Source organism: Haloplanus sp. C73, assembly GCF_051195115.1.
Taxonomy (GTDB): domain Archaea; phylum Halobacteriota; class Halobacteria; order Halobacteriales; family Haloferacaceae; genus Haloplanus.
In genome coordinates this window covers 1-24887 of the sequence record NZ_JBNTJZ010000007.1, presented here as the reverse complement: position 1 = coordinate 24887, position 24887 = coordinate 1, and the positions used below count along the sequence as shown (strand labels likewise).

Here is a 24887-nt window from a genome sequence, read left to right as displayed (position 1 = left end):
AGAAGTAGAGCGTTAGCTTTCGGCTGCAGGAGCCGCAGTTTCGGACTGCTCGTACTTGGTTTCGAACTCCTGGATGAGCTGGCCCATCTTCGCGTACCAGTCGTTGAGCAACCGCTGCATGTCGTCGGCGATCTTGGATGGGTCAGTCGGCGAGTAGACGTGGTAGTAGCCGCCCTGGTCGTAGTTTATCTGGTCTTTCTCGATGAAACCGGTCTGCAGCAGCCGTTGGACAGCACGGTAGGCTGTCGAGCGTTCTCGGTCGACTGCATCGGCGATCTCGTCGACGGTCAGCGGTTCTTGGGACTCGACGAGCGCCTGGAAGCACTTTTTATCGAGTTCTTTGAGACCGTGGAAACACTCCAACAGTCCCTCGCACTCCATGTCCCGACGGAGCTGTTCAGACATCGAATCTGGCATTGTTATCAATACTACGTAGGTCCTAGCCCAATAAAAGACTTTTGCACAGTACGCACAATTTCGCGGTGAACCAAGAGAAGTAAACAGGAAAAGGCGTGAACAGCTACTTCTCACTCTGGTGAAATTCAGGGAGTAAACAATCAATTAACCCGACCGGATAGCGGGTTGGCGCGAAAAAACCGATTAGTCGGTAACTGTGGTTCCCTGATGACGCTTCTGCCGGAGCGACGAAATCGTCGTGTACAGAATCGCGAAGGCGACGACGACCGCCGCGCCGATAACCAGTACCAGCCCGATCAGCTCGAGCGTCGGGCTTCCAACGTAGGAGCCGATCTCGCCGATACCCACGGCGATGGCACCAATCAGGAGCATCCCGCCGAAGTATATCTTGATGCCGTCAGCGTCGACGACGGCGGTCGCAGCAGAGCCGATACGCGCACCGAGTGCGCTTCCGAACAGCAGCGGCGCGACGATACCGAGGTTCACGCCGCCGCCCTGGCCGTAGAGGTAACTTCCGAGACCGCCGGAGAAGACGATCTCGAAGAGGTCGGTTCCGACGGCGACGGGTACCGGGACGCCGATCGCGTAGATCATCGCCGGCATCCGGATGAAGCCCCCGCCGACGCCGAGGAAGCCGGACAGTAGGCCGGTCGCGAAGGCGACAGCGGTGATGACCCACGCGGAGACGCGGACGTCACCGCGGAGCGTCACCATCGGCGGAATCCGCACGGTCTGCTGAATCGTTTTGGCGATTTCTGGGATCTCGTACTCGTCGAGGTCCTTGTCAGCAGCCTCGTGATCAATTCCACCGCCGCCGTCGCTGTTGAGGGCGTCACGGGTCACCATCGCGCCGACACCGCCAAGCAGGACCACGTAGGCGACGCTGATGATGCCGCCCGCGAGCCCCAGCGACTCAAGGTAGTAGACGCTGGCGCGCCCGGCCTCGATTCCAATCGTCGTCCCGGTGATCATGATCGCGCCGAGTTTGTAGTCGACCTGCCCGAGGTCGTGGTGTTTCAGGGTCGCGATGACGGCCGTCCCGAACACGAACGCCATCCCGCTCCCGACGGCGACCGATGGTTCGTAGTCCAGCATCAGCAGGGCCGGGGTGACGAGGAACGACCCTCCCATGCCGAAGAAGCCGAACAAGACCCCGACGACGAGACCGAAGCCGACGAACAGCGCCAGCATCTCGGGACTTATTCCTAAGATCCCGAGGCCGTCGAGGAGACTATCGAGCATCCGCGTCACCCCCGACGAGGAGCTTCATCAGATAGGGCCCGAAGAGCCGTTCGAGGCCGCCGTAGCCCACGTACAGCACGATCGCTTCCAGTAGTATCGTGCCGATAAGCAAGGCTGTCTCCGGATCCCATGTGGGAATCTCTAATCCTGCCATCGGTTCTCCCTCTGAGTTACGAACACGGAAATTCGCTGTTTGCACATTTCTGCTCAGTAGCCTCTACCCGCCTCGTGCCTATAACGGTTTTGGGATTACTATACAATACTATATTCCGGTAACCTCGGCCAGACTATCGATAACTTATAGAAAACATATAGATGCTAGCAGCTCACGAAACTGCTCAGCGAAGATACCGTTGTCGACTATTTCTACAAAATCGAACAAAACCATGTTGTGGACACTCGACAAAAGTGTCGCTATGAGGGCCCTGTGCGCGACCGACCTGTCGGCTGCAAGTGAGGCCGCAATAGAGAACGAAACCTGCCTCGAGTGCTTGGGCCGTATCGGCGTCGATACGATCCACCTCGTGACGGTCGTTCCGGCGAACGTCCACTCCGGGATGCCCGGCGTGAATTTCGAAGAGCAACGTCGACGAGCGCTCGATCAGTATCGGACGGTCATCGAGGCCGCCGGATTCGACGTCGAGACTCACGTCGTCCGTGGCACCCCCTATCGACGTATCAACGGCATTGCTGAGACCGTCCACGCCAATCTATCGGTCGTCAGCTCACGGGGACAAAGCCCGTTAGAGAACCGAATCATCGGCTCGACAGCCCGCAACCTCGCGCGGACGACTGTCGTTCCGTTGTTGGTCAACCGCGTCGAGCGGGGGACCGACGACCCCGAGGTTCTTCGAGAACACCTCTTTCAGCGTGTTCTCTTCGCGACGGACTTCTCTGAGAACGCCAACCGAGCGTTCGACGCCTTCTCGTACCTCCGTCACGCGACCGAGGAGGTGACGCTCGTTCACGTTCGGTCGCCGAAAGACGATGACGTCGACGCCGATGCCAGCCCACAGGAACAGTTGGCCGAGCATGCGAGCACGCTGGAAAACTGGGGCATCGAGACACAGGTCGAGGTCCGGCACGGTGATCCCGCCAACGAAATCCTCGCCGTCGAATCTGAGGTAACACCGTCAACGGTCCTTGTCGGGTCGAAAGGGAGAAGCCGTATCCGACGGCTCCTGTTGGGGAGTGTCTCCGAGGAGATCGTCGCACAGGCAGCTGGAAACGTCTTTCTCGTCCCGCCACCCCGGGCAGTCTGAGAGAAGCAACACCAGGGCTGCGATATCGTTGGGCGTCGGCAGCCCTTGACAGCTCTCAGGACGTGTGGAGGTCCACGAGACGGCCCCCCACGGAGCATTCAGTCTTCAGTGACGCTTCCCCTTCCGGCCCTCACAGGCGCGGGTGGCTCGTGAGTACCGAACTCGGGATGGGTCTCCTCCATCCAGAGAGACACCACAGCGCCGGAAACGAACATCAGACCAGCGGTCAAGTAAAACGCAGCTTCAACGTTCACGAACTCCATCGAGAGTCCAATCAGGACCGCGCCGACAGCGTACCCGGAGTCGCGCCACATCCGGTAGACGCCCATCCCCGCCGACCGCCACGTCGGGTGGGCGGCGTCGCTCGGCACCGTCATCAGGTTCGGGTACAGCAGCGCCATGCCGAGCCCGGAGATACCGGCCAAGACTGCCCACGGGATGTAGCTATCGACGAGCACCATCCCGAGGACGCCCGCGCCAGCGAGGAACATCCCCGCGATGACTGGCGGACGGCGACCAATGCGGTCCGCAAGCCCACCGGTCGCAATCTGGAGGAAGTACATCGCGCTGTGAACACCGACGACAACCCCGACCGCTGCGATGCCGAGACCCTGGCCCGTCAGGTACAGCGGGACGGCGATCCAGAACAGCGTGTCGACGAAGTTCTCGATGTGACCGGCCTGCGCCGCGGCGAACAGCGTCCGGTCGCCGTACGTCGCGCGCTTTATCACTTCGTTGAACGGCAGGTTTGCATCGTGGTGGTCGTCGTCACCCTCGGCTTGGGCGTACTGGACGGTCTCCCTAATCAGGAAGATTGAGATGAGGAACGCCAGCACGACAACGACGTCGAGGAAGTAGAACGGCTCAGGCCGCAGACTCCACTGGCCAGCGATGACGCCCGTGACCCAGGCGCCGACCGCGACGCCGGTATAGCCGAACGCTTCGTCGATGCCGACCGCGAGACCACGCTGGTCTGGGCCCGCGAGGTCGATCTTCGCGTTGATCGCCATACTCCAGGTCAACGCCTGGTTGACACCCAGCAGGATGTTCCCGACGGTGATCCAGCCCCAACTTGGGGCGAAGATGAGGATGACCGGCAGTGGGAGCGCGGTCGCCCACCCGGCGATGAGGACGGGCTTGCGGCCGTACTCCTCGCCCCACTTGCCGGCGTAGAGATTGAGGAGCGACTTCACGATGCCGAACGACACGACGAATGAGCCGATCACGAGGAACGACTCGACGCCGAGGACGTCCTCCCCCAGCACGGGGACGACAGTTCGTTCGGAGCCGATGGTCAGCCCGGTCGCGAAGACGAGCAGGACGTGCAGCGAGAACTGCCCGAGGTGCTCGCGGATTCCTTGTTCGAGTTCAGTTGTCGTAGGCATTAGTTCGTGAGTTTATTAGATTCATTTGTGGGTTACAGTAGGAGGAACGCGGTACCGTACGCGAGGCCGAACGACAGGACAAATGACCCTGCCCACGCCCCGACTGTCAGGAGAATCTTTCTGGCATCCACAGCTTCCCAACCGCCGACCGCGGCGCCGCTCCCGATAATGGCGCTGACGACAATCTCGTTGAACGAGACCGGGACGCCCAGCAGCACTGCCAGCTGTGCGATCAGGAACGACGGCACAAGCGCCGAGATCGAACGCCGCGGCCCGAGCGACGAGTAGTCCTGCGCCAGCGACTTGATCATCCGCGGCGCGCCCGTCCACGAGCCGACGAGCATTCCGAGGCCACCGCCGACGAGCACGGCGAACGTCGAAACCATCCCCACCTCGTCAAGCAGTGGCAGCAGTGGTCCGACGGCGAGCCCGACTTGGCTCCCGCCCGCGGAGAAAGCGACGAGCGAGCCGAGCGCGAGCAGCACCCGTCGTAGGCCGCCGTGTTTGTCACGACTGACGTCCCACCAGACGACGACCCCGACAGCCAGCGCCGCAAGGCCCGTAATGCCGACCGCCGAGACGAGCCCGTCAGCTGCCAGCGCCCGCTGACCGAGCCCACGGACAGTCCCTGACGCGCTCCCCTCACCGAGAAAGCTGAACTGAACGTTCACGAGGACAGCTCCCACAAGACCGGCGAGGACAGGGATGCTGTACCGCTCGGGGACGTCCGGACGTGGAAGCAGGCTCGCGATCGTGAACGCAATCCCGCCGCCGACGAACGGCGTTAGCACCCAGACGGCGGCGATCTGGCGGTACTTCGGCCAGACCGGCGAGCCACCGAGCGCGAGCCCGACGCCGATAACAGCGCCGGTCACGGTGAACGCCGTCGCGATCGGATAGCCGGTCGTAATACCGACTGCCATCAGCCCCGCGCCCAATACGAGCACGAGGATGACGCCGGCGATCGGCAGGCTGATGCCGCCGACGAGGCCGCTCCCGATGGCTTCCGAGACGTTCCCTCCCTGCGTGACGGCGCCGGCGAGGCCGAACATGCCGACGAGGAACGCAGCCCGCATCGTCCCGATGGCGTTCGCGCCGACCGCGGGGGCGTACGGCGTCGCGCCGCTCGACCCGGCGCCGATGACCCACGCCATGAACAGGCTGGCGAGCGCTGCACCGATGAAGAGGGCGATGAGAGCGGGGTCCATAGAAGTGAGTTAGTCTGCGCCCGTCGCAGCGGTGTCACGCGCCTGGGTGCGGCTCCGCCAGTAGCCCTGCGCGTACGCGCCGAGGAACATCCCGGCGAGCGCCCAGAGAATCGTGATGTTGCCGACACCGAGGCTTGCGTACGCGGCGCCCGGACAGATGCCGGAGAGCCCCCAGCCGACGCCGAAGACGGCGCCGCCGACCAGAACGTTCCGGTCGAACGGTTTCAGACGCCGCTCGTAGGGGTCGCCCGTGAGGGGTGCCGCGTCCCGAATTCGTGGCAACAGGGCGAACGCGATTCCGGAGACGATGGCGGCCCCGAACATCACGAACGGGAGGCCGAGGTCGTCGAACTGGAGGAAGTTCAGCACAACCTCCGGTCGCGCCATGTGGCTGAACCCGAGCCCGAACCCGAACACGATGCCGCCGACGAAGATCAGCGGCTTGAACAGCGGGTGGCGGTCGCTCATGGGCTCACCCCCAGCGCTGCGACGACCTGGGCGGTCCCGATGGCGACGGTCAGGAACGTCACCACGCCGACCAGCGACGTCTTCGACGCCGAGCCGACGCCGCAGACGCCGTGCCCGGACGTACAGCCCTTGCCGATTCGGGTTCCGATGCCGACCAGGATGCCACCGAGGAACAGCCGCCACGGCTGCACCTCTGTCATCCAGAGCGTCACTCCGGCGACCTCGTACAGCTGGCCGGTCGTCCCGGGTTCGTACAGCGAGCTCGTGACCAGCCCAGACTGGAACGTCGCCGCGAACGCCAGCCCGCCGAGGATGATGCCGGCCGTGAACACGAGCCGCCAGTCCCGGGAGCCGACGTACTGCTGGAAGCGGGACTGGTCGGAGACGTACGACAGCGTCGACTCCAGGAACGTACTCGCCCCGGCTGGGATACCCGTCCCGATGTAAATCAGAACGGTGCCGAGCCCGACGAGCAGTCCGCCGACGGCGTACCGACTAATCCCGTTCGGGAACAGGTCGGCGGCCGTCTGGAGCAGTACTGGATCAGTGACCATCGGCGTCGTTAGTCACCCGCAAGCGAGTCCTGGCTGGCTGCGCAGTTGTTCGGCCCGAGTTCGAGCGTGAACGCTTCCTCGTCGTCGACGGCGTTCTGGCCGAGGTTCGTCGCGATGATGTCCTCGTAGTTGGCCGGCCGCGGTGGCATGTCCGAGAGGATCAGCTTGACGAACTCCTGTTCGTCCATCGTGAGCGCGTCCATCTCGTCGACGAGCTCGCCGATGGGGGCGGTGTAGGTACCGTCGGCGGCGGGCTCGGCGGCGTCGCTGAAGTGGGCCCCGCCGACGAGCGTGTCGTCGGGCAGGGAGAGGACGCGCTCCTGCAGTGACTCATAGAGCATGCTCGCGGCCTCGGGGGCGCCGTCGTCACCCTCCTCGAGGTCCGGGCGGGCGACGCTCTCGACGAACAGCCCGTCGCCGGTCGCGAGCAGGCTGTCGTCGACGAGGTAGGAGGTCATCCCGGTCGTGTGCCCGGGCGTGTAGACCGCCTCGATGGTCGCGTCGCCGACCGTGAAGGAGTCGCCGTCAGCGGCCGTGGTCAGTTCGTCAGCGTAGGTGACCCCGCGGTCGACCGCGGCCTCGGGGATGACGCCCTCGACGCCCTCCGCGTCCAGATTCCGCACGCCCGAGATGTGGTCGGCGTGGACGTGCGTGTCGAGCGCGTACTGCAGGTCGACGCCGAGGTCGTCGGCGTCCGCGAGGTAGCGGTCGGTGAACGCCCGCAGCGGGTCGATAATCGCGGCTTCCCCGTCGTCGTAGAGGAGGTAACCGAGGCAGCCCGAGGAGGGGCGCTGGTACTGGAGGAGCGTGCCGGCGCCGTCGTAGCGCTCTACCTCGACGGCCTCGTAGATGCTCGCCCAGCCGTTCATCCCGTCCTCGAGGTGGTTCACGTCGTAGCCGCGCTCGGCGAGCGTGCCCGCGACGAACTCGCTGGCGCCGCCCTTCGCACACAGGACGGTCACTTCGCGGTCGTCGGGGATCTGCTCGAGAACGTCCTCGTAGATGTCGTCTTCGAGGAACTCGAAGTACGGGATGTTGATTGACGTGACGTTCTCGCCGTGGATGCGCCACTCCTCGTAGTCTGATTGCATGCGCGCGTCGAGGAGTGTGACGTCCTCGCCGGCGTCGATACGATCCTTCAGCGTCTCCGGGTCGACAGTTTCGACGTCGACGTCCGGAGTCGGGAAGTCATCGGCGTTCATGTTGTGCAGTCGTTTCTACTGGGTGGACGCACAAAAGCATTTGCATAGAAGTTCCCCAACTGCACAATACTAATTCGAGTGTAGACGGCCCCGTTTCCCTCAGACATCCGAAATTAGGTATATAAGCCGGCATATGGAGGATATACCGCTGCTTGGATTAGTAGAGTATTCCCAAGAACCGACAATCTTTTACTTGGGTGGTGGGTATTGTGCGATAGCTCCAATACAGACAAACGGAGCAGATAACCAATGAGTGCTGAATTCGACATTACGGAAACGCTAGACGTGAAAGGTGCATCGTGTCCCATGCCAGTGGTGAAAGCGAAGTCGGCCATCGACGAGCTCTCGGAAGGTGAAGTCCTCGAAGTGCTGGCGACCGACCCTGGAAGCATGAGCGACATCGACGGCTGGGCGTCCGGCACCGAGGGCGTCGAACTCGTCGACCAGGAGGAAGGCGACGACGTGTACACGCACTACGTCCGCAAGACGGAGTAACGATGAGTACGGACACACCCGACGCTTCGGCCGACGACGCACCCTCGCGTGCGGAACTGGCCGCACGCGTGGACGAACTGGAGGATGCCCTTGCCGAAGCCACCAGTGACGACGACGGCAAGAAGATGAGTATCATCGCGACGAAGGGCACGCTGGACATGGCGTACCCGCCGCTCATCCTCGCCAGCACCGCGGCCGCGTTCGGCTACGACGTCACCGTCTTCCACACGTTCTGGGGGCTGGACATCCTCCATGAGGAGCGCTCGAAGAACCTCAAGCTCAGCTCCGTCGGCAACCCCAACATGCCCGTTCCCAACGCGGTCGCCGCCCTGCCTGGGATGGATCGGGTGACGACGAAGATGATGGAAAAGAAAATCGCCGACAACGACACCGCCACCATCGAGGAGCTCATCGAGACGAGCCTCGACATGGGCGTGGAGTTCCAGGCCTGTCAGATGACCATCGACCTGATGGACTACGACGAGGACGACTTCTACGACGGCGTCACCACGGGCGTCGGCGCCGCCACCGCCCTCCAAGACATGGCCGACGCCGACATCCAGCTCCTCGTCTAAACTCAGATGAACAAACTCGAGAATCCGATTCCCCAGATTGTCGATGCCGTCGCGGAGGCAGAGGGCGTCGAGCCAGTTACACTCGATCCGCCTCTAGCCGAGGTCGTCGATCCGGATGCGCTCGAAACATTGGTCGAGGATTCAACGGCGTCTGACCTCGAAGTTCGATTCGCGTATCGAGGTCACGACATCGTCGTCGACAACAGTGGTCGCGTGCAGGTCGACTGAAGCAGACAGAACCTCTTTTCGATAACGGAATCCCCCCGACGGCCACTCCAGGAGCGCCATCCGAGTTCAACGAGTAGACGCTGAGGGAGTGTCGTAGCGGGAGGCAGCGGAGAACAGCGGTCGCGTCAGGTCCACTCTGATTCGAGGGCGTCCAACAGCTCCGCGACCTCAGCCTGAGTGTTGACCGCGTGGACCGATGCGCGGACGGCGTCCGGGGTCGGCACGGCACGAACGACGATTCCCTCCGACGCGAGTCGGTCGACCGTCGCTTCGGGGTCGTCCACGTCGATGGTCACGAGTCCCGACTCGGGGTCTGCAGGACTGAGAAGCCGGTCGTCGGGGACCCCATCGGCCAGCTGGCCAGCCAATTCCTGGATTCGGGCAGCGATACGGTCGACTCCAACTTCGTCGATCGCCTCGATGGCTGCCGCCAGGGCGACGTGCGGAGCTGGGTTCGCCGAGCCGACCTCGAATCGGCGGGCGCCAGCTGCGAACTCGTAGGGATCTGCAGTCGGCGTCTCGACGCTTCGGTATCCAACTGTGGTGGGCAGCAGGGAATCAGCAGCTGTCCGGTCGACGTAGAGGAAGCCGCCACCCCACAGTCCCAGCAGCCACTTGTGACCAGCCGCCGCGACGGCATCGGCCCCCCATTCGCCGACATCGAGGGGAAGCTGTCCCGGCACTTGCACAGCGTCGACGATCGTGAACGCGCCAGCGTCGTGGGCGATATCAACGAGATCGCCGACGGGCAACTGAGTGCCGTGTGTCCACGTCACCGCGCTGAAACAGGCCAGTCGCGCATCGGCGACGGCCTCGGCGAAGGCGTCGAGCTCGACGCGACCGTTCTCCGTCTCGACGACGCGAACCTCGACACCCTTCTGTTTCAGGCGTTCCCACGGGAGCGTCCCGGCCGGGTGCTCGAGGTCGGTTCGCACGACAGTATCGCCAGGCTCCCAGTCGATGGCGTTCGCAACGGCGTTGATGCCTGCAGTCGTACTCTCCATGAGCGCGATCTCGTCGTCGTCCGCACCGACGAAACTGGCGACGCGTTCCCGCACCCGGTCGTACGCGTCGAACGCCACCTCGTAGGGGTCGTTTCGAGTGTTCGTCTCGTACTCGTGTGACCGGACGAACTCATCAGCAGCTTCAACGACGTACTGTGGGCTCGGGCCGTGAGCACCGAAATTCAGGTAGATGTCTTCGTGTAGTGCGGGCGTGTCAGCGCGAAGTTCAGTAGGAGTCATCGATTGTTCACCGGACTTTAGTCACTGTACGTAGCGATCAGTTCGCGAAGTGACTGCTCGGTTTGGCCACCCCGGAGTTGTTTAACTGGCTGGCCGTCCGCGAACAGAACGAACGTGGGAGTGCTCTGGGCACCGAACTCGATTGCTGTTTCGAGGTGAGATTCGATGTCAATCATTGCGACCGCTGCATCCGTGTCTGCTGCGATCGTTTCGAGCATCGGCTTCATTCGCTGGCATGTGCCACACCACTCCGTGAAGAATTCCACAAGGGTGACGCCGGTGTCTTCGACGACCGATTGAATATCCTCATCATCGCCAAGCGAAATCACGCTATCCGTCTCTGCTATCTTGGTTGCCATTAAAGACTCTACGTGCCGGGAGTTTAATAGTCTTGGGACTATCGCACAAGACTATTGTGAGCCTGTAGAAATCCGACCGACACAACAAATATCGCCATCAGGGCCGAGGTAGCAGTTGGTCGTTACTGAGATTGGCTGTTGGTCCGTTCCCGACCAATCGCACCTGCAAGCGCCAACAAGAAACCCAGCCCGTATTGGACATCCGGATCCCGTAATCCGCGAAACAGGCCGACGGCCCCGACCTGCTTAGACGATTCCCGCTCCGCTTCGCCGACACTCTCTAACAGGGTTTCGATGCCGTCACGAGTGTCGTCGTCGGACGCCGTCTGCGCGACCTCACCGAGCGCGGCACCGGTGCCGGCTAGTGACGTGACCATCTCGTCGTCGAGGGCCGCGGTCGCCAACGACCCTACCTCCGCGAGTTCGGTCAAGTCGTCGAGCGTCCCGCTTTGCTGGAGCGCAAGCAACGTGTCAAGGGCCTCCCGCAGGTCATCGCCTTTCTCGCCGACCGTCTCGGCCAGCGCCACAGTCTCGTCAGTCGCCAGCCCGTCGGCCGACTCCGCGAGCATCGACCCCGTGCTCGAGAATTCGCGGACCATCTCGTCGTCGAGCGCGCTCTCGCCGAGCGAGAGCACGTCCAGCAGCTCGTTTACCGCGTCGAGGTGTTCCACGAACTCGGCGACTGCCTCGGGGTTCTGCTCGATCGCCGCTTCCAGGTTGGACGGTGCAGAGTTCTGCGGTTCAGACATAATCAGAGCAGTCCTCGTGCAGTCAGCCAGTAGGATTCGTTGTACGCCAGCTTCGACCAGTGGAGTTTCTCCGAGGGCGGCGCTGGCGACGGCGGATTCTCGTAGTCGAACTCGACGAAGGACGCCGCGTCCATCCCCGTCTCGATGAAGCACAGCGTCTTCCCGTCGTAGGTCGCCGTCGCCGGGCGGCCACGGATCTCGCTAGCGAGGCGCTGCCCGACGACGCCGGCCTGGTAGTGGGCGACGCTGCCAGCGTTCGGGACGCCGGTATCGGCGGTGTCGCCGAGCGCGTAGACGTTGTCGGCAGCTTCGGCTTCGAGCGTGTGCTTGTCGACATCGACCCAGCCGTCGTCGCCGAGCCCAGCCTCCTCGATCAGGTCGATGCCGCCGTGAGGTGGAATCGTCACAAGGAGGTCGTACTCGAGTTCAGTCCCCTCCATCGACGTGATGGTCTCCGCCTCGGGGTCGACCGACTCGGCGTTGAAGAACGTCTCGACGGTGATGTTCCGTTCCTCCATGATGGGGCGGGCCCACTCGGCGATATGGGGGTTGCCGTGGACGCGCTGGATCGGATACGTGTACGTGATATCGACGTCCTCGCGGAGGCCGCGCTCGCGGAGCCAGTCGTCGGCCATGAAGACGAATTCGAGTGGTGCCGCCGGACACATGTGGGGCGTCCCGATGACGCTCAACACGAGCTCGCCCTCAGTAAACTCCAGCAGTTCGTCGCGCAAGTCGGTCGCGCCCGACTCGCTGTAGTAGTTGTGACCGTCCTCCATGAGGCCCGGAATCTGGTCGGGCTCCAACGTCGACCCGGTCGCCAGCACGAGGTAGTCATAGCTGACTGGTGGGGCACTCCCGTGGAACCGGAGCCGCTGGGCCTCGGTGTCGATGTCGGACACGCGGTCGATCCGGAGGTCGATTGCGTCGTCGACGAGGTCGTCGAGCGGGCGACGGCCGTCGTCGGGTTCGCGCTGGCCGAACGGCACGTACAGCCAGACCGGCTTATAGACGTGGTCAGGGTCGTCGTTGACGAGCGTGATTCGGACGTCGCCGGCGTCGAGTTCGGGTTCGAGTCGGTCGGCGACGTCGTTCGCGAGGACGGTGCCGCCGGTCCCGCCACCGACGATAACGACGTGCTCGGTCATGCTTTCTCCACGTAGAACTCGTTGTGGTCGTCGCGCTCTTCGACCGCGAGTAGCTCGTTACCGGCTTCCTCGGCCCACTCAGGAACGTCGGTGAGCGACTGGTCGTTGTCGCTCAGCAGTCGAATCACGTCCCCCGACTCGGCGCTCCGAATCTTTCCGATGAGGTCCATCAACGGGCCGGGGCATGCTGCGCCTCTGGCATCGACAATGTCGTCAGGCTCGATGTCAGTCATAGAGAGCTCACAGACGGCAGTTGGAACTACCCTATATTAGTATTGTGTGCGTGTTCCAAGATTCTGAAAATCTGTGGGTTTGGGATGAGCGACCGAGAGGTAATATTGAAATCGTAGAGGAGGAGGGTTACCGCTCGAATACAAGCGCGTAGTGGTACGGCGGCAGCTCTACCTGCCGGTCGAGCGTGAACGCTGCGGCTGGCAGCACGGCATCTTCAGTTTCTCTCGGCGTCATCCGGAGTTTCGTCGGAGGTCCGCGGGGTTCAGGTCCGACAGTCGTCGTGTCACGTGGGCGGTCGTGCCAGTTGACGACGATCAGGCTTCCGCCAGGTTCGAGCGCCTGGAACGCCTGCTCGACCAGCTCCGAATGATCGTCGACGCCGTGGAACGTGTTCGCCACGACGAGCGTGTTGACTGAGTCGGGGAGGACGCCAGTCAGGTTCCGGGCGTCACCGTGGGTCGGAACGACGTTCTCGATGTCCTGCTGCTCGGCGAGATCATCGAGTTCATCGAGCAGTGATACATCCAGGTCGATAGCGTAAACAGGCTCGGGGTCGGCAATTCGAGCAGCTGGAAGGGCAAAGTAGCCGCTTCCACAGCCGACTTCAGCGACCGACTTGCCTGATTTGACGCCGAGTTCCCGGAGCGTCGCGCCGGGTGTCGGCCAGAGTTTGCTCCACCAGTCCCAGTCGGGTTGGCCGGTGTTCTGGAAGCGCTCCATCCCTAGCGGGACCCTGACGTATCCACTCCCAGCAGGCGATACAGGAGGCAGACTCGAAGGAGGCCAGTCCCGGCAAGAACGAGACCCAGCAGGGTTAGAACCGTGCCGACCACCGTCCCAGCTCCAAGCAGCCCCCCGAGTGAGGCCACTCCGACAACCGCTAAAATCAGTCCGATACCAATTCGGATTCGGCTGTCTGCCGCACCAATATTGTTCTCCATACCCACAGATACACCAGACTATTACCTAAGTGTTTCCCGACGGCTTCCTCTCACCGCCCAAGCAATCCGGTACAACCGTCAGCCTGGAGACGCTACTAACCGATCTGGGACTGCCACCGTGTTGGTAGCTGAGCGTAGACGACGGCGTTGTCGACGAGGACGTCGACCGGAACGTACTCATCCGGCGCGTGGACAGTGTCGGTTCCGAGCGCGAACTCGACGGTCGGGATGCCCGCATTCCGGAGTTTCTTGGCATCACCACCACCCGTAGCGCTCCGCCGGAAGACGCGATCACCCGTGGCCTCCTCCGCGGTCGACGCGACGGCTTCGACGAGTGAGCTGGCGGGTGCTTCGGCCGTACCGACGCTCCAAGAGACATCGGCGATTGTGATACCGTCGCAGTCGGCGACGCACTCCCGAATCTCCGCGAGCACATCGGGCGTGTGGACGCCCGCGGTCAGTCGCACGTCAACTTCGGCGTGCGCAGACTGCGGGACGGTGTTAATCGCGTCCCCGCCCTCGAGCACGCCGAGATTGATCGAGGGGTACCAAAACAGCTCTCGAGCGGCGGCCTCACCCATCGAGGGGGCGTAGTATTCGACTGACTCCTCGACGATTGGTGCCACGTCAGCGTCGATCTCGAGTCGCTGGGTGCCAAACCGTTCGCGCATAGTCCCGACGGCGTCGTAGAGCCGGTCGATGGCATTGACGCCGAGTATTGGTCGGGAGCCGTGGGCCCCATCACCGCTGGCTTCGAGCGTCAGCCAGATGCTCCCCCGGTCCGCGATTGTGACGGAGTGGCGGCCTTCCTCGCAGGTCGGCTCGCCAATCACGCATGCGTCAGCGTCGAACTCACCAGCGTCCAGTAACGCTGGCAAGCCGGCGTCACCACCCACTTCCTCGTCGCTCACGAACGCGAATTGGAGGTCGACAGGTGGCTCAGTATCGGTGGCTACGAAGGCCTGTATTGCGAACAGCATCGACGCCACGGCACCCTTCATGTCGGTTGCACCGCGGCCGTAGACGTGGTCATCGACGCGCTCGCCAAGTGGATCGTGGGACCAGGCATCTGCGTCGAAGGGCACCGTATCGAGGTGGCCATTATAGAGCAGTGTGTGGTCAGACGCACCCGGCAGTCGAACGATCAGATTCGGCTTGGCTGGATCGACTGCAAACCGCTCTATTTCGACCGGAAGCGGGCCGAGGAATTGTTCGATTTTGGCGACGATTTCGCGCGTGCCGCCGGGCGGGTTCGACGTCTCAATCGCGAGGAGGTCGAGCGCGAGCGCGACCAGTTCCTCTCGGTGTGCTCGCACGTACTCGGTGGACGTGACATTGCTCATACGTGGGTGGGTTTGTTGTCGAGGGGGCCGCTACCGAGGGCGACGACAGCCAGTGATGGCCAAACGGCAGTGCAGAAGCCTGTTTCCGTTCCGTAGCCCGGTCATTACCAAATTCGCCACAAACGACGTCATGTACGTATTGCGGAGCTTTGGTCGGTATCGCCCGAAGAGTAGAGCCAACAGAAGGTGCCAATCACACCGACCGTTAGCGCAGTCACCACGATTCTGATGAGCCCACCACCGAGTGCACCCGCCGTTCCCCCGGCAGCGGCGGCGCCGGCGGTCGGCGCCGCGAAGAGACAGCAGAGGCTCACCGCGCCACCAACACCGAGTAATCCCCACGGAGGGGTCGACGCGTCCTCGGCACTCCCGCTCTCGTCTGAACTAGTCATCGATTGGGCTCTCCTTCGTCTGATTGACCCAAGTGCGTTTGGGTCGTCGAGGCCGTCGCTCGCACGGTCAGCACACCTCGCAGCGCCGGCGTTGATAGACCAGAAGCGCGGCGAAGCACACGACGCTCACGGCACCGAGGATTGGGCGGAGCGGGTCGAAGTACGTCATGAGCGCCGACGAGCTGAACAGCGCGAGCAGTACGGCGTTACAGATCGGACAGCCAAACGCCAGGAATCCGCCGATAATTCCACCGGCAGCGAATCGATCGCCAATTGGCTTCTCGGCTAGCGAGCGCTGGTAGACGAACGCGCCGGCGAAGGCGGCGGTCGCGACGAGGAACAGGTAATCCGCCGGGGTCCGAGAGACCATCCGCACGTAGACCGGGTTCGGCAGCAGGCCGGTCACCGCCCCGAACAGGACAAACACCCCGATGCTCACGCCGACACTCCGGAGCAGACGTGGGCGCGGCAGCGCCGTCATGCACGCCCACCTCCGTCGAGCGAACACGTTCGTGGGTCGCCCGCGCGACCGAGGAAGAAGAGGAGTAGGGCGATTCCACCAACTCGAAGGAGATTGCCGTCGAACGGCAGCGCCGCCATCGCACCGACGAAGCCCAACGCGCCGAGCACGCCCGCACCACAGCCCGCACAGCCAGCGGCGAGCAGTCCGGGAAGCACGCCGACGATCGTCGACGCACTCCGGCGACGTGCGCGCTGGACCAGCGTGAGCGCGTTGGTCACCGCGACACCGGTCAGGACGGCGTACGTGGCGACTAGCCCGAGCCCAAGGTAGCCGGTAGTCAGGTATACTTCGCGCGTGAGCGCCGTAACCGCGTAGCCGACATCGGTCGGGTCGGTCGTAAGCACCTGAACCGAGAACTGGGGGAATGAGCTCAACACCAGGACGAAGTACGTGGCGAGTGTCACGACGGCGGTCGATAGCAACCGGGCGTCCGACGTGAGCGGATAGCCGAGCGCGTCGCGGAGGTCGCGAGTCCAGTCGCGACTCGTGGCGGCGCGGTTCCCGGTCACGCCTCCATCACCTTCTCGATCGCCTCGGCGAAGTTCTCGTAGGGGTGGGCGCCGACGAGCTTTCCGGCCGCCCCGGAGTCACGGTTGTAGAGTACGAACCCGGGGGTCCCCTGGATTCTCGACTTCCGGGCCATGGCGACGTTCGGCTCGATTCACTCCCGGATCGACGCGCCGCGTTCCTCGCGGCAGGTCTCGACCGCGGACAGGTCAACACCAGCCGTCTGTTCGGTGACCGCCGCGAACGTCTTCTCGTCGGCCCAGTCCGTGCCGGACTCTGGCTGTTCGGCGAAGGCCGCCGCGTGCCAGTTCCAGAACGCGTCCGGGTCGCTGTGGGCGACCTGCGACCACACGCAACGGCCCCAAACCGCCGCCGGCATCGAGTACTCTCCGATGTTCGGGTAGGGCAGCACGGCCAGGCGCGCATCGCCGGTGTCGAGGTGCTCTCGGCCGAGTTCCGGGAGTGTCTCGGTCTCGAACTGCTTGCAGAACGGACACAGATAGTCCGTCCAGTAGTAGATGTCTATCGGCGCGTCGCGTTCACCGGCGATGGGGCGGCCGTCGAGGTCGACGTCGAATCTGGTCGTCCCGGAACCAGCGTGCGTGGCGTCGGGGACGTAGTGCTGTCCGCTCGCACCAGATCGTGATCCCATGTAGGCGACACCACCACCGAACGCGAGCACCGCGCCGCCGGCGATGAGTGCCCTCCGCCGAGTGATATTGCCCTCTTCGTCCATCTATATACAATACTACTTCGCATCGGCTGATAGACGTTGTGGTCCTAATAGAAATCCAAGACCCCCCTCTATGGGCACCTATACCGCGTTTTCGACTGTTTCAATTATCGAATACGGATCGTGTCTGCCATCGTTCCGTACCACGACAACGAGCCCGGTCGTCTCCTGGACTGGTACGGTGATGGTGACCAGCGTATCGTACACGCGGACGGTCGCGTGCAGCGACTCTCCGTGGTACTCCTCGTAGACTGCAGTGCCGATCGCCTCCAGCTGAATGTGCTCTAGAATCGCCCGGATATCCGACGCTGCGTACTGTGAGGACGCCGCCTCGTCTCGGTACAGGATATCGTACTCGCCATCCTCGTAGGACGCCAGGCCGACTAGCGTCTCACCGAAATCAGCCTTCAGTGTCGATTCAAGGGAGCCAGCGATATCCTTCAGTGAGCGGTTATCCGCGTCAGTAGACTCATCGGGCATCGTTGGTTCACGCGTGCGCTTCGATGACGGAGCGAAGCTGCGCTTCGCCCTGCATTCCGACGAGTCGTTCCGCCGGCTGGCCGTCAGCGAACAGGACGAGGGTCGGAGCCCCCTGGACACCGTACTCTGCGGCGAGTTGCTGATTCGCGTCGATGTCGATCTTCGCGACGGTCGCATCGGTCTCGGCCGCGATCGTTTCGACGATTGGTTCGAGCATCTGGCACGGACCACACCAATCGGCGTAGAAGTCGGCGAGAACGAGACCGGACTCGGCGACAGTTTCTGACAGCTTGGCGCCGCCGTCGATATGGATCGGTTCGGACGGATTCTTCGAGGTGGACGCCTCAGCACCGCCCGTTTCAGCCTTGTTTCGAAGCTTAGCCAGTTTCTGTCGACGAATCTCTTCGATATCTTCAGCCATTAGGTGTCCGTTTGAACCGCGCCGCCTTATTTGTTTTGTACAACTCGCACAATACTGAACTGGGTGGGTTTGAACGATAGGGGTCAGAGACGGGACTCAATCGGCTCCTTCTCGCGATCCTCCAAGTCCCGGCTGTACCGGTCTTCGAACTCCTGAATGAGTTGTCCGATGGCCGCATACCAATCGTTGAGCAATCGCTGCATGTCGTGTGCAACTTCCTCGGATGTCCGCGAACGATACACGTAGTAGTACCCTCCGTGCTCGTAGTTTACTTGCTCCTGAACTACCACGCCGGCCTCAAGGAGCCGAGATATCGAACGATACGCAGTCGAACGCTCACAATCCATTCGATCTGCGACGTCGTCGACCGTGAGACGCTCCTCTGCCTGTTGTAGCAGCTGAAAGACCACCTGATCCCGCTCGTTGAGCCCGTGAATGCAGCTCAGGAGGTCGAGGCACCCCAGGTCGCGCTCGAGGTCCTCACGCACTGACGTGGCCACCATGTCCGAAGATAGGGTGGCAGAGACGATTAAAGCTGTTCTCGAATGCCACAATACTCTGTTGGCAGAGAAGGTACTGTAGCGACTCCTTCCCATGATACTCCGCTTTCGTGGATGAATACCCGAAGAGACTTTGTCCTGAAGACCCAAGATAATACACGAATGACGCTCCCAATCGACCCGAGCCAGATCGACCCCGCGGACATCGGCGAAGAACAAGCGACCCTCGAGATGAGCCACGAGGAAGCGATCGAACACGTTCGCGACGTGTTCACGGACGCCGGCTTCGGCGTCCCCGTCGAGTTCTCGCCGTCCGAGATGCTCAACGAGAAGGTCGACGCGGGCCGCGACCCCTACTACGTGCTCGGTGCGTGCAATCCCGAGGTGGCCGACCGTGCGCTCGACGCGACCGACAATAAACTCGGCGCGCTCATGGCCTGTAACGTCGTCATCTGGGAAGAGGAACCCGGAAAGCAAGTCGTCTATCACGTCTCCATCATGCGCATCGCCCGCCTCGTCGGGATAGCGCCCGACAACGAGGCGATGGCCGACATCGTCGCTGACACCGGCGAACTCGTCGACGAGGCATTCGCGAACCTCTAAGATGGGATATCACACGTTTGACGCCGACCGCGCCGACAAACTCGAGGACGCACAGCGACGGTACCGCTTCCTCTCCGCGGAGGAACTCCTCTGGTCGCTGTCACCAGACGGCGACGAGACGATCGCAGATCTCGGCAGCGGGACCGGGTTCTATACGGACGACATCGCACCAGCTGTCGACCACGTGTACGCCGTCGACATCCAGGTTGCGATGCACGACTACTACCGGGAGAAGGGCGTCCCCGAGAACGTCGAGCTCGTGACGAGTGGCGTCGACGACCTTCCACTCGATTCCGACAGTCTCGATGCAGCGTTCTCGACAATGACCTACCACGAGTTCGCGAACGAACAGGCGTTGAGCGAACTCAGTCGCGTGCTCACCCCACAGGGGACGCTCGTTATCGTCGACTGGGCAGCTTCCGGAAGTGGATCTCACGGCCCACCCGTTGACGAGCGGTATTCCGCCACTGAGACGGCGAATGCGCTCCGTCAGCACGGATTCACAGTCGAATTCGAAGCGGTACGTCCAGAAACGTTTCTGGTGACGGCAACCGCCGAATAACTAAGAGTCGCAGCGGGGGTACTGATATTCCGGAATCTCGTTACAGGAGTTACGTTCGTTTTTTCCGGACGCCATTTCGATCGCGAGTCTTATCCTCGCAGTTCGGACAGACACGTGGATTATCGATTGTATCCGGCGTAAACACACGTACATAGACCTCCGTCACGTGGCTGCCACAGTTCTGACACTCCGCCATGTACGCAGAAGCGCCTCCACCAATCATAGGCTTTCTGTCGCCACAACACTGCGGAAGTAACCCCCCGTAATTATATTGTCATCCGGTGGCACAGATGTTTTTATATGCCGCTCACACGCCGGCAGTATCTCGGCCAGATCGGTCGCGTCGGCGGCGTGGGCGCTGTTGCACTCCTGGGTGGCTGCGCCAGCAACGAGCAACCCGACACAGAATCAGTAACCGTTCGAATCGGGTCGAAGCCGTTCACTGAGCAGAAGATTCTCGGCTACCTCGCCTACGAACGGCTACGGAGAATCGATTGGATTCGTGCCGTCGATGAAATCGGGGCAGGAAACTCGCTATCGAACTGGGAGGCAACAGCAACGGGGGATCAACACCTGTACTGGGAGTACACGGGTACGGCGTGGCTGCAACTCCCGCCTCGCCACGATAGACGGATCACCGACCCCGAGTCACTCTTTGAGCGGGTCCAAGTGGACGCTGATTCTCAGCGGCTCCAGTTGGCTGACCCGGCACCGTTCTCGAACGAGTACGTCATCGCTGCCGACGCTCGATGGGCGGAGCAGACCGAGATATCGACCATCAGCGACTTGGCAGCCCATATCGGAAACGGCGGTGATTCGCCGGGTGTAGCCGTCAACGAGGAGTTCTATCATCGGGAGGATGGATGGCGGGGACTAGCTGCATACTATGAAATCGAGACTACGGCAGGCGAGCCATTCCAGACCGAACCTTTCATCGTCACGTCGATCGGGTTGACGTACGAACTACTCGAACAGGACCGCGTTCAGATTGCAAGTGGATTTGCGACGGACCCGCAGCTCAACAGATCGTCGGTTACAGTCCTCGAGGACGACCGTGACTACTTCCTTCCCTACCAACCGGCCCCGACGGCGTATGCACCCCTCATCGACGAACATCCGGAGGTTTTTGAGAAACTCTCCCCCGTGGTTTCAGCACTCGATAAGTCGACAATACGGGCCCTCAACAGCCGGGTCCTCCTCGATGGTGACCATCCGTTCGCGGTCGCAACACAGTTTTTAGAAAGCGAGGTGCTCGGCGATGCGTAGACTCCTGTCCTCCATCCCAGTTCTGGGAACGATAGCCGATGTTGTGCGGTCGTCGTTTCGGCGGAAACTTACCACGGCGCTCCTCGTTGTCTTCCTGATCATTAGTATCGGCACAGTCGGCCTGTATGTACAGGTAGGTGGGTTACTGGAGGAGAACGTCGAACAGTCGATGGCTGCGGCTGCCGAGACTGAGGCGGACGAGTTGCGAGAATGGTGCGGAAAAAACAGACTCGTCGCTCAGCTGCTATCCGAACATCCAGTCTTCGAAGATGGCGACCGCGGCGAAATCCAGGAGTATCTACAGGCACAGCAAGGGGAGAGAGCTGATACAGAAATCGTTCGAGCGTACGTAATCGATCGGCGGAACCAGACTGTTGCGGTTAGTTCTAATGAAGATATGGAAGGCCAACCCATCGAGGAACTCGGCTGGACTGAACGGTTCGCCTTCCAGGATTTCGATGACGTGCAGGTGACTGACCCGTATGCAGTACAAAACGAGACGGTTATCGGGTTTATTTCCCCAATTCGTCGGACCCCGGAGCAGTTACTTGTCGTCGAAATCGACACCGCGACTATCTTCGATCGCTTCGAACACCCCGTTGACGGTGGTTTTACGCGTGTGGTCAATTCCAACGAGACGGTCGTGTTCAGTGACGATGCAGCAGCGACGCTCACCCAATACAGCGATGGAGATCGTCGTGCACCGGCAGTCAGCAGTGGCCTGCGAGGGGACTCTGGGTTCACGGAGTCACCAGCCTATGAAACTCGCCCTGAGATAGAGGGAGAGTATGTCGCAGCGTATGCTGCGGTTCCGAACACCGACTGGGTCGTCATCGAGCACGCGCCAGCCAGTGAGGCGTACGTTATTACCCAACAGGCGCTTCGATGGATCGGCGGAATCGCAGCGCTCACCCTGCTTGCGCTCGTGGGTGTCGTCGGCGTTCTCGGCCGGGACGTGACCGGAGCGCTCTCCCGGCTAACCGACCGGGCAGAGCAGATCGAAGACGGCCAGTACGACGTGGAGTTCGATACCGACCGGCCGGACGAGTTCGGCGATCTTAACCGGACGATAGCATCGACACGGGATGCTCTGCAGTTGCGGATCAATGAGATCCGCGAAACCCAGACAGAGCTTGAAGCATCGAATGCGAGTCTCGAAGAGCGATCCAAGATGGTGAACGTTCTGAATCGTATCCTCCGTCACAACGTTCGAAACGAGGTGAACATCATTACTGGACGAGCTGAATTGGCTGCGTCCCGCATCGACGATGAGGCTGCCCAAGCAGATTTAGAGGCTGTACAGAATGCTGCGTGGGAGCTCAGTACGATTTCGTCACGCACACAGCGCATCAAACAGCTGCTCGCCGAAGGAAACGCTGAGCCAGAATCCGTTGATTTGGACGATGTAGCCTCGAAGTTAGCGGGAGTTGATGCCGACACCCCATGCGCAGATGTCGAATGCAACGATGAGACAAACGACAGAGCTGTCCAAGCGACACAGACGTTCCCGACCGCGGTCGCAGATGTTGTCCACCAGATCGCGACGCACAATGAAGGGGATGTTCACGTGGATGTTACGGTCACCGTTACTGACGCTGGAACAGATGAGGAGAAGGTCGTTCTCCGAATCGATGACGATGCCGACGGATTCCCCGAATTAGATGTTCAAGCTGTCAACGCAGGCGAGGAGACCCCGCTCAATCACGCGGAGGGGCTGGCGCTCTGGTGTCTCGAATGGACAGTGACGAAATCTGGTGGGGAACTACATGTCGCTCCCGAGGATACGACTCTCAAAATCAAGCTCCCTACTGCTTCAACCGGCCCGTAGACAGCTATTCGCTATTTTTACTTATTGCTCACAGCGACGATTGGAGTACTAGTTCCTGTATCTCTTGATGGGTGATTGGAGAGTTAACCAACACATCTGCGTTTGAGGGGGAGTATGTTGGTTAAGTTTTTCAGCGCCCGCGGAGGGGCGGAGGCGCGTTCTGACCTCCATCGAATGATGACTGAACCCTATCTCACGACGGTCCTCAGGGAAGCCGAGCACGTCGCCGAGCAGCACGAGCAGGTCGCCCGAACGACGGACAACCAAGCCCACGAATATCTTCGATACGCCGTCCTCCGGATACTCGAGGGACAGGCAGACCACCTCCCGACGGGCTGGACGCCGATCGACGGCGTCACGGTGGGCTACGGCAGCGACGACGCGATGTTCGACAGCTGGAGCGCAAGCGAAGATTGGTGGGAAACTGTCCCGCCCCAGGAGGCGTGTACCCGCTTCCGGGTGTTCTTCCCGGACGACCACCAGACAGTTCCCCGTGACATCGTCGACGTGATGGCCGCGCTCGGTGCCTGGCGAGTGTGGACCGGGAGCGCAGCCGCGTGCGGCTCCTACGACCATCGCGAGCGCCGCGAGGTCCACTACCTGTGGCCGGAAGGCCATCCGGTGGAGGAAGTGCTCCACGAGCGGCTCAGTGGCCCTGCGGAAGCCGTCGCTCCCGACGGTGGCCGAACGGGCGACGTTCGCGACCGACTGGTCGTCGACGAGAACGCACAGTCGGAGGACGATCTTGAGCCCCGCACGAAGCGTGCCGTCGCCGAAGCGATGGACGTCTCACTCCTCTCGAAGGGTGGCCGCTACGAGGTACAGTCTGCGTCCGGGAACCGGTACGAAGTCGACGTCATCGACGAATCGTGTACCTGTCCCGACTGGCAGCAACGTTCACCCGAAGGCGGCTGTAAACACCTGCGCCGCGTCGATCACGAGATCAAACGGGGCCGCGTTCCCCGACCAGACGGCCGCCTTCCCTCCCCGTAGTGGTGGCCAGACTACTCCACGGGACGGACTGTGTCGCCATCCCGACTGACCCGGTCGAACGTTGAGAGATATGCGATCCGGTCGTGAACCTCGTCGGTATCCAGCTCCAGTTCGGCGGCCAGTTCCTCGACGGTCATCGGTTCATCGAGTGCCTGGAGGACTTCGAGCCCCCGGTAGTACCTGTTCGTGAGTTCCTGGACGCGGGCCTCGATCGGCGTGGTCACTCCGTACCGCTCCTCGAGTTCGACCAGGGCCTCGTTCGCGAACGTGGCGAACTGATCGTCCCCCAGGCGTTCGATCTGGGCTTCGAGTTCATCCCGGACGACGTCGTAATCGAGGCCGGCCTGCACGAGCATATTCATGTCCTCGATGTCGTCGTCGCGGCCTGCGATCGCCTTGAACAGGAAGATATCCTCGTTGCTGACCAGCCGGACCGTCAGTCGATCCGTGTTGAGGAACGGCTCGCTGCGCTCTTGCATCCCGTCGGTGAGCACGAGCTTGTTCGCGACCTGCTGGTTGAAGATGTCGAGGCGACACCCATCGTCGTTCTCGACGCAGCTCGTTGCCCCCAGCGCCCGATAATCTGGATCCAGCGATTGAACCTCCGCATACCCGAGGTCCATCAGGACGGCCCACAGCTGGCCGTACGCGTCGCCATCCGGGACGACCAGGTCGATATCTTTCGTCGCCCCCTTGAGGTCGCGCAGCGACATCGCGCCACCACCGATCAGGTAGACCGTGAGCGGTTCAGATAGCCCGTCCCCGATCCGCTGGAATTCGTTCTCGATGTACTCACGTCCGAATGTTGGTCTCATTGTGGTAGTGGCACCTCGTAGTCAGCCGCCAGCTCCTGGAACTCGTCCCACTCCGGGAGCCGGTCGTCGTCGACCTCGCCGTGCGTCTCGAGGTAACGGAGCAAGGCGTCGATTTCGTCTTCGAGGCCATACTTCGCCGCCTGCTCTCGGAGGTCCGCCTCGTCGACGTCGACGTGGCTGAGTAGAAGGAGACAGTACGAGCGGTGGCGG

The 24887-nt window shown here is 61.9% G+C and carries 34 protein-coding genes and 1 pseudogene; 9 read left to right on the top strand and 26 right to left on the bottom strand.

All coding sequences use genetic code 11. From position 1 onward, the window contains the following. Positions 1-12 precede the first annotated feature (12 nt). From ACQUSQ_RS12630 to ACQUSQ_RS12620, 3 genes are all read right to left on the bottom strand, one after another. Positions 13-417 (bottom strand): helix-turn-helix domain-containing protein, encoded by a 405-nt coding sequence (locus ACQUSQ_RS12630; RefSeq protein WP_435069712.1) that lies wholly within the window; start codon positions 415-417, stop codon positions 13-15. 183 nt (positions 418-600) lie between these two features. Then, positions 601-1659: a sulfite exporter TauE/SafE family protein gene (locus ACQUSQ_RS12625; RefSeq protein ID WP_435069711.1), complete on the bottom strand. Its 1059-nt coding sequence runs from the start codon at positions 1657-1659 to the stop codon at positions 601-603. Continuing rightward, positions 1649-1813, bottom strand: a complete 165-nt coding sequence (locus tag ACQUSQ_RS12620) for a DUF7512 family protein (protein ID WP_201289496.1) — start codon at positions 1811-1813, stop codon at positions 1649-1651. Before ACQUSQ_RS12620 ends, ACQUSQ_RS12625 begins: the two co-directional genes overlap by 11 nt. 262 nt (positions 1814-2075) lie before the next feature. Between ACQUSQ_RS12620 and ACQUSQ_RS12615 the strand changes: the two genes are divergently transcribed. Next, positions 2076-2921: a universal stress protein gene (locus ACQUSQ_RS12615; protein ID WP_435069709.1), complete on the top strand. Its 846-nt coding sequence runs from the start codon at positions 2076-2078 to the stop codon at positions 2919-2921. 98 nt (positions 2922-3019) lie between these two features. Here the strand turns inward: ACQUSQ_RS12615 and ACQUSQ_RS12610 are convergent, their stop codons facing one another. The 5 genes from ACQUSQ_RS12610 to ACQUSQ_RS12590 are packed head-to-tail and all read right to left on the bottom strand — an operon-like array spanning position 3020 to position 7738. Further along, positions 3020-4306 carry an MFS transporter gene (locus ACQUSQ_RS12610; RefSeq protein WP_435069707.1) on the bottom strand — a complete coding sequence of 429 codons (1287 nt, stop codon included), beginning with the start codon at positions 4304-4306 and terminating at the stop codon, positions 3020-3022. Between the two features lie 32 nt (positions 4307-4338). Further along, complete coding sequence (locus ACQUSQ_RS12605; protein WP_435069705.1) at positions 4339-5514, bottom strand: anion permease; 1176 nt, start codon at positions 5512-5514, stop codon at positions 4339-4341. 9 nt (positions 5515-5523) lie between these two features. Continuing rightward, positions 5524-5982 carry a YeeE/YedE family protein gene (locus tag ACQUSQ_RS12600; protein ID WP_435069703.1) on the bottom strand — a complete coding sequence of 153 codons (459 nt, stop codon included), beginning with the start codon at positions 5980-5982 and terminating at the stop codon, positions 5524-5526. Continuing rightward, entirely contained in the window at positions 5979-6536 is a 558-nt protein-coding gene (locus ACQUSQ_RS12595; protein WP_123619639.1) for a YeeE/YedE family protein, read from the bottom strand. The genes ACQUSQ_RS12600 and ACQUSQ_RS12595 overlap by 4 nt, the downstream gene beginning before the upstream one ends. A gap of 8 nt (positions 6537-6544) precedes the next feature. Then, positions 6545-7738 carry an MBL fold metallo-hydrolase gene (locus tag ACQUSQ_RS12590; protein WP_435069701.1) on the bottom strand — a complete coding sequence of 398 codons (1194 nt, stop codon included), beginning with the start codon at positions 7736-7738 and terminating at the stop codon, positions 6545-6547. 249 nt (positions 7739-7987) lie between these two features. Between ACQUSQ_RS12590 and ACQUSQ_RS12585 the strand changes: the two genes are divergently transcribed. From ACQUSQ_RS12585 to ACQUSQ_RS12575, 3 genes are read left to right on the top strand one after another with little or no spacing between them, the layout of a single operon-like run. Further along, positions 7988-8233: a sulfurtransferase TusA family protein gene (locus tag ACQUSQ_RS12585; RefSeq protein ID WP_435069699.1), complete on the top strand. Its 246-nt coding sequence runs from the start codon at positions 7988-7990 to the stop codon at positions 8231-8233. A gap of 2 nt (positions 8234-8235) precedes the next feature. Continuing rightward, positions 8236-8808: a DsrE/DsrF/DrsH-like family protein gene (locus ACQUSQ_RS12580; protein WP_435069697.1), complete on the top strand. Its 573-nt coding sequence runs from the start codon at positions 8236-8238 to the stop codon at positions 8806-8808. Positions 8809-8814: 6 nt separating this feature from the next. Beyond that, positions 8815-9036, top strand: a complete 222-nt coding sequence (locus ACQUSQ_RS12575) for a HalOD1 output domain-containing protein (RefSeq protein WP_276274235.1) — start codon at positions 8815-8817, stop codon at positions 9034-9036. 125 nt (positions 9037-9161) lie between these two features. Here ACQUSQ_RS12575 and ACQUSQ_RS12570 read toward each other — a convergent pair whose 3' ends face one another. The 15 genes from ACQUSQ_RS12570 to ACQUSQ_RS12500 all read right to left on the bottom strand — a co-directional run bounded on the left by ACQUSQ_RS12570 (position 9162) and on the right by ACQUSQ_RS12500 (position 18613). Further along, entirely contained in the window at positions 9162-10280 is a 1119-nt protein-coding gene (locus ACQUSQ_RS12570; protein ID WP_435069695.1) for an aminotransferase class V-fold PLP-dependent enzyme, read from the bottom strand. A 17-nt stretch (positions 10281-10297) separates the two neighbouring features. Next, positions 10298-10639 (bottom strand): thioredoxin family protein, encoded by a 342-nt coding sequence (locus ACQUSQ_RS12565; RefSeq protein ID WP_435069694.1) that lies wholly within the window; start codon positions 10637-10639, stop codon positions 10298-10300. 122 nt (positions 10640-10761) lie between these two features. Next, the gene (locus ACQUSQ_RS12560) at positions 10762-11388 is read right to left on the bottom strand and encodes a DUF1641 domain-containing protein (protein WP_435069692.1); all 627 of its coding nucleotides are present in this window, start codon (positions 11386-11388) and stop codon (positions 10762-10764) included. 2 nt (positions 11389-11390) lie between these two features. Continuing rightward, positions 11391-12536, bottom strand: a complete 1146-nt coding sequence (locus ACQUSQ_RS12555) for an NAD(P)/FAD-dependent oxidoreductase (protein WP_435069690.1) — start codon at positions 12534-12536, stop codon at positions 11391-11393. Further along, on the bottom strand, positions 12533-12769 hold the full coding sequence (locus tag ACQUSQ_RS12550) for a sulfurtransferase TusA family protein (RefSeq protein WP_435069688.1): 237 nt from the start codon (positions 12767-12769) through the stop codon (positions 12533-12535). Before ACQUSQ_RS12550 ends, ACQUSQ_RS12555 begins: the two co-directional genes overlap by 4 nt. Before the next feature lie 127 nt (positions 12770-12896). Beyond that, a complete protein-coding gene (locus ACQUSQ_RS12545; protein ID WP_435069686.1) occupies positions 12897-13490 on the bottom strand; it encodes a class I SAM-dependent methyltransferase in 594 nt (197 codons plus the stop codon). A 2-nt stretch (positions 13491-13492) separates the two neighbouring features. Beyond that, positions 13493-13711: a YgaP family membrane protein gene (locus ACQUSQ_RS12540; protein ID WP_435069684.1), complete on the bottom strand. Its 219-nt coding sequence runs from the start codon at positions 13709-13711 to the stop codon at positions 13493-13495. Positions 13712-13806: 95 nt separating this feature from the next. After that, a complete protein-coding gene (locus ACQUSQ_RS12535; protein ID WP_435069682.1) occupies positions 13807-15054 on the bottom strand; it encodes a M20 family metallopeptidase in 1248 nt (415 codons plus the stop codon). Between the two features lie 459 nt (positions 15055-15513). Beyond that, on the bottom strand, positions 15514-15927 hold the full coding sequence (locus ACQUSQ_RS12530) for a hypothetical protein (protein WP_435069680.1): 414 nt from the start codon (positions 15925-15927) through the stop codon (positions 15514-15516). Then, complete coding sequence (locus tag ACQUSQ_RS12525) at positions 15924-16478, bottom strand: hypothetical protein (protein ID WP_435069678.1); 555 nt, start codon at positions 16476-16478, stop codon at positions 15924-15926. The genes ACQUSQ_RS12530 and ACQUSQ_RS12525 overlap by 4 nt, the downstream gene beginning before the upstream one ends. Then, positions 16475-16612 (bottom strand): hypothetical protein, encoded by a 138-nt coding sequence (locus tag ACQUSQ_RS12520; RefSeq protein WP_435069676.1) that lies wholly within the window; start codon positions 16610-16612, stop codon positions 16475-16477. The genes ACQUSQ_RS12525 and ACQUSQ_RS12520 overlap by 4 nt, the downstream gene beginning before the upstream one ends. A gap of 18 nt (positions 16613-16630) precedes the next feature. Beyond that, positions 16631-17212, bottom strand: coding sequence for a thioredoxin domain-containing protein (locus ACQUSQ_RS12515; RefSeq protein ID WP_435069674.1), 582 nt, complete (start codon positions 17210-17212; stop codon positions 16631-16633). Positions 17213-17290: 78 nt separating this feature from the next. Further along, a complete protein-coding gene (locus ACQUSQ_RS12510) occupies positions 17291-17689 on the bottom strand; it encodes a hypothetical protein (protein WP_435069672.1) in 399 nt (132 codons plus the stop codon). 7 nt (positions 17690-17696) lie between these two features. Then, on the bottom strand, positions 17697-18110 hold the full coding sequence (gene trxA / locus ACQUSQ_RS12505; protein WP_435069670.1) for a thioredoxin: 414 nt from the start codon (positions 18108-18110) through the stop codon (positions 17697-17699). Between the two features lie 83 nt (positions 18111-18193). After that, positions 18194-18613 (bottom strand): helix-turn-helix domain-containing protein, encoded by a 420-nt coding sequence (locus ACQUSQ_RS12500; RefSeq protein WP_435069668.1) that lies wholly within the window; start codon positions 18611-18613, stop codon positions 18194-18196. 159 nt (positions 18614-18772) lie between these two features. On the opposite strand from ACQUSQ_RS12500, the gene ACQUSQ_RS12495 reads away from it, so the two are divergent. Together ACQUSQ_RS12495 and ACQUSQ_RS12490 are read left to right on the top strand one after the other, a co-directional pair. Continuing rightward, positions 18773-19213: a DUF302 domain-containing protein gene (locus ACQUSQ_RS12495; protein ID WP_435069666.1), complete on the top strand. Its 441-nt coding sequence runs from the start codon at positions 18773-18775 to the stop codon at positions 19211-19213. Position 19214: 1 nt separating this feature from the next. Further along, complete coding sequence (locus ACQUSQ_RS12490; protein WP_435069664.1) at positions 19215-19775, top strand: class I SAM-dependent methyltransferase; 561 nt, start codon at positions 19215-19217, stop codon at positions 19773-19775. Positions 19776-19824: 49 nt separating this feature from the next. Here the strand turns inward: ACQUSQ_RS12490 and ACQUSQ_RS12485 are convergent, their stop codons facing one another. Then, the gene (locus tag ACQUSQ_RS12485; RefSeq protein WP_435069662.1) at positions 19825-19971 is read right to left on the bottom strand and encodes a DUF7563 family protein; all 147 of its coding nucleotides are present in this window, start codon (positions 19969-19971) and stop codon (positions 19825-19827) included. 104 nt (positions 19972-20075) lie between these two features. On the opposite strand from ACQUSQ_RS12485, the gene ACQUSQ_RS12480 reads away from it, so the two are divergent. The 3 genes from ACQUSQ_RS12480 to ACQUSQ_RS12470 all read left to right on the top strand — a co-directional run bounded on the left by ACQUSQ_RS12480 (position 20076) and on the right by ACQUSQ_RS12470 (position 23862). Further along, entirely contained in the window at positions 20076-21041 is a 966-nt protein-coding gene (locus tag ACQUSQ_RS12480) for a glycine betaine ABC transporter substrate-binding protein (RefSeq protein ID WP_435069661.1), read from the top strand. Further along, positions 21034-22869 carry a cache domain-containing sensor histidine kinase gene (locus tag ACQUSQ_RS12475; RefSeq protein ID WP_435069659.1) on the top strand — a complete coding sequence of 612 codons (1836 nt, stop codon included), beginning with the start codon at positions 21034-21036 and terminating at the stop codon, positions 22867-22869. The genes ACQUSQ_RS12480 and ACQUSQ_RS12475 overlap by 8 nt, the downstream gene beginning before the upstream one ends. Positions 22870-23046: 177 nt before the next feature. Then, positions 23047-23862 carry a hypothetical protein gene (locus ACQUSQ_RS12470; RefSeq protein ID WP_435069657.1) on the top strand — a complete coding sequence of 272 codons (816 nt, stop codon included), beginning with the start codon at positions 23047-23049 and terminating at the stop codon, positions 23860-23862. 11 nt (positions 23863-23873) lie between these two features. On the opposite strand, the gene ACQUSQ_RS12465 is transcribed toward ACQUSQ_RS12470, so the two are convergent. After that, on the bottom strand, positions 23874-24677 hold the full coding sequence (locus ACQUSQ_RS12465; protein WP_435069655.1) for a DUF6036 family nucleotidyltransferase: 804 nt from the start codon (positions 24675-24677) through the stop codon (positions 23874-23876). After that, positions 24674-24887 (bottom strand): annotated as a pseudogene (locus ACQUSQ_RS12460) (transcriptional regulator TrmB); the annotation flags it as partial. The pseudogene ACQUSQ_RS12460 and the gene ACQUSQ_RS12465, both read right to left, overlap by 4 nt.

Coding starts and splice junctions, on each gene's coding strand:
- ACQUSQ_RS12515 (WP_435069674.1), bottom strand. CDS start 17,212: ATGGACGAAGAGGGCAATATCACTCGGCGGAGGGCACTCATCGCCGGC.
- ACQUSQ_RS12585 (WP_435069699.1), top strand. CDS start 7,988: ATGAGTGCTGAATTCGACATTACGGAAACGCTAGACGTGAAAGGTGCA.
- ACQUSQ_RS12470 (WP_435069657.1), top strand. CDS start 23,047: ATGACTGAACCCTATCTCACGACGGTCCTCAGGGAAGCCGAGCACGTC.
- ACQUSQ_RS12545 (WP_435069686.1), bottom strand. CDS start 13,490: ATGGAGCGCTTCCAGAACACCGGCCAACCCGACTGGGACTGGTGGAGC.
- ACQUSQ_RS12480 (WP_435069661.1), top strand. CDS start 20,076: ATGCCGCTCACACGCCGGCAGTATCTCGGCCAGATCGGTCGCGTCGGC.
- ACQUSQ_RS12610 (WP_435069707.1), bottom strand. CDS start 4,306: ATGCCTACGACAACTGAACTCGAACAAGGAATCCGCGAGCACCTCGGG.
- ACQUSQ_RS12540 (WP_435069684.1), bottom strand. CDS start 13,711: ATGGAGAACAATATTGGTGCGGCAGACAGCCGAATCCGAATTGGTATC.
- ACQUSQ_RS12495 (WP_435069666.1), top strand. CDS start 18,773: ATGACGCTCCCAATCGACCCGAGCCAGATCGACCCCGCGGACATCGGC.
- ACQUSQ_RS12535 (WP_435069682.1), bottom strand. CDS start 15,054: ATGAGCAATGTCACGTCCACCGAGTACGTGCGAGCACACCGAGAGGAA.
- ACQUSQ_RS12600 (WP_435069703.1), bottom strand. CDS start 5,982: ATGAGCGACCGCCACCCGCTGTTCAAGCCGCTGATCTTCGTCGGCGGC.
- ACQUSQ_RS12590 (WP_435069701.1), bottom strand. CDS start 7,738: ATGAACGCCGATGACTTCCCGACTCCGGACGTCGACGTCGAAACTGTC.
- ACQUSQ_RS12530 (WP_435069680.1), bottom strand. CDS start 15,927: ATGACGGCGCTGCCGCGCCCACGTCTGCTCCGGAGTGTCGGCGTGAGC.
- ACQUSQ_RS12605 (WP_435069705.1), bottom strand. CDS start 5,514: ATGGACCCCGCTCTCATCGCCCTCTTCATCGGTGCAGCGCTCGCCAGC.
- ACQUSQ_RS12560 (WP_435069692.1), bottom strand. CDS start 11,388: ATGTCTGAACCGCAGAACTCTGCACCGTCCAACCTGGAAGCGGCGATC.
- ACQUSQ_RS12520 (WP_435069676.1), bottom strand. CDS start 16,612: ATGGCCCGGAAGTCGAGAATCCAGGGGACCCCCGGGTTCGTACTCTAC.
- ACQUSQ_RS12575 (WP_276274235.1), top strand. CDS start 8,815: ATGAACAAACTCGAGAATCCGATTCCCCAGATTGTCGATGCCGTCGCG.
- ACQUSQ_RS12620 (WP_201289496.1), bottom strand. CDS start 1,813: ATGGCAGGATTAGAGATTCCCACATGGGATCCGGAGACAGCCTTGCTT.
- trxA (WP_435069670.1), bottom strand. CDS start 18,110: ATGGCTGAAGATATCGAAGAGATTCGTCGACAGAAACTGGCTAAGCTT.
- ACQUSQ_RS12500 (WP_435069668.1), bottom strand. CDS start 18,613: ATGGTGGCCACGTCAGTGCGTGAGGACCTCGAGCGCGACCTGGGGTGC.
- ACQUSQ_RS12580 (WP_435069697.1), top strand. CDS start 8,236: ATGAGTACGGACACACCCGACGCTTCGGCCGACGACGCACCCTCGCGT.
- ACQUSQ_RS12570 (WP_435069695.1), bottom strand. CDS start 10,280: ATGACTCCTACTGAACTTCGCGCTGACACGCCCGCACTACACGAAGAC.
- ACQUSQ_RS12490 (WP_435069664.1), top strand. CDS start 19,215: ATGGGATATCACACGTTTGACGCCGACCGCGCCGACAAACTCGAGGAC.
- ACQUSQ_RS12625 (WP_435069711.1), bottom strand. CDS start 1,659: ATGCTCGATAGTCTCCTCGACGGCCTCGGGATCTTAGGAATAAGTCCC.
- ACQUSQ_RS12475 (WP_435069659.1), top strand. CDS start 21,034: ATGCGTAGACTCCTGTCCTCCATCCCAGTTCTGGGAACGATAGCCGAT.
- ACQUSQ_RS12550 (WP_435069688.1), bottom strand. CDS start 12,769: ATGACTGACATCGAGCCTGACGACATTGTCGATGCCAGAGGCGCAGCA.
- ACQUSQ_RS12595 (WP_123619639.1), bottom strand. CDS start 6,536: ATGGTCACTGATCCAGTACTGCTCCAGACGGCCGCCGACCTGTTCCCG.
- ACQUSQ_RS12615 (WP_435069709.1), top strand. CDS start 2,076: ATGAGGGCCCTGTGCGCGACCGACCTGTCGGCTGCAAGTGAGGCCGCA.
- ACQUSQ_RS12555 (WP_435069690.1), bottom strand. CDS start 12,536: ATGACCGAGCACGTCGTTATCGTCGGTGGCGGGACCGGCGGCACCGTC.
- ACQUSQ_RS12565 (WP_435069694.1), bottom strand. CDS start 10,639: ATGGCAACCAAGATAGCAGAGACGGATAGCGTGATTTCGCTTGGCGAT.
- ACQUSQ_RS12630 (WP_435069712.1), bottom strand. CDS start 417: ATGCCAGATTCGATGTCTGAACAGCTCCGTCGGGACATGGAGTGCGAG.
- ACQUSQ_RS12465 (WP_435069655.1), bottom strand. CDS start 24,677: ATGAGACCAACATTCGGACGTGAGTACATCGAGAACGAATTCCAGCGG.
- ACQUSQ_RS12510 (WP_435069672.1), bottom strand. CDS start 17,689: ATGCCCGATGAGTCTACTGACGCGGATAACCGCTCACTGAAGGATATC.
- ACQUSQ_RS12485 (WP_435069662.1), bottom strand. CDS start 19,971: ATGGCGGAGTGTCAGAACTGTGGCAGCCACGTGACGGAGGTCTATGTA.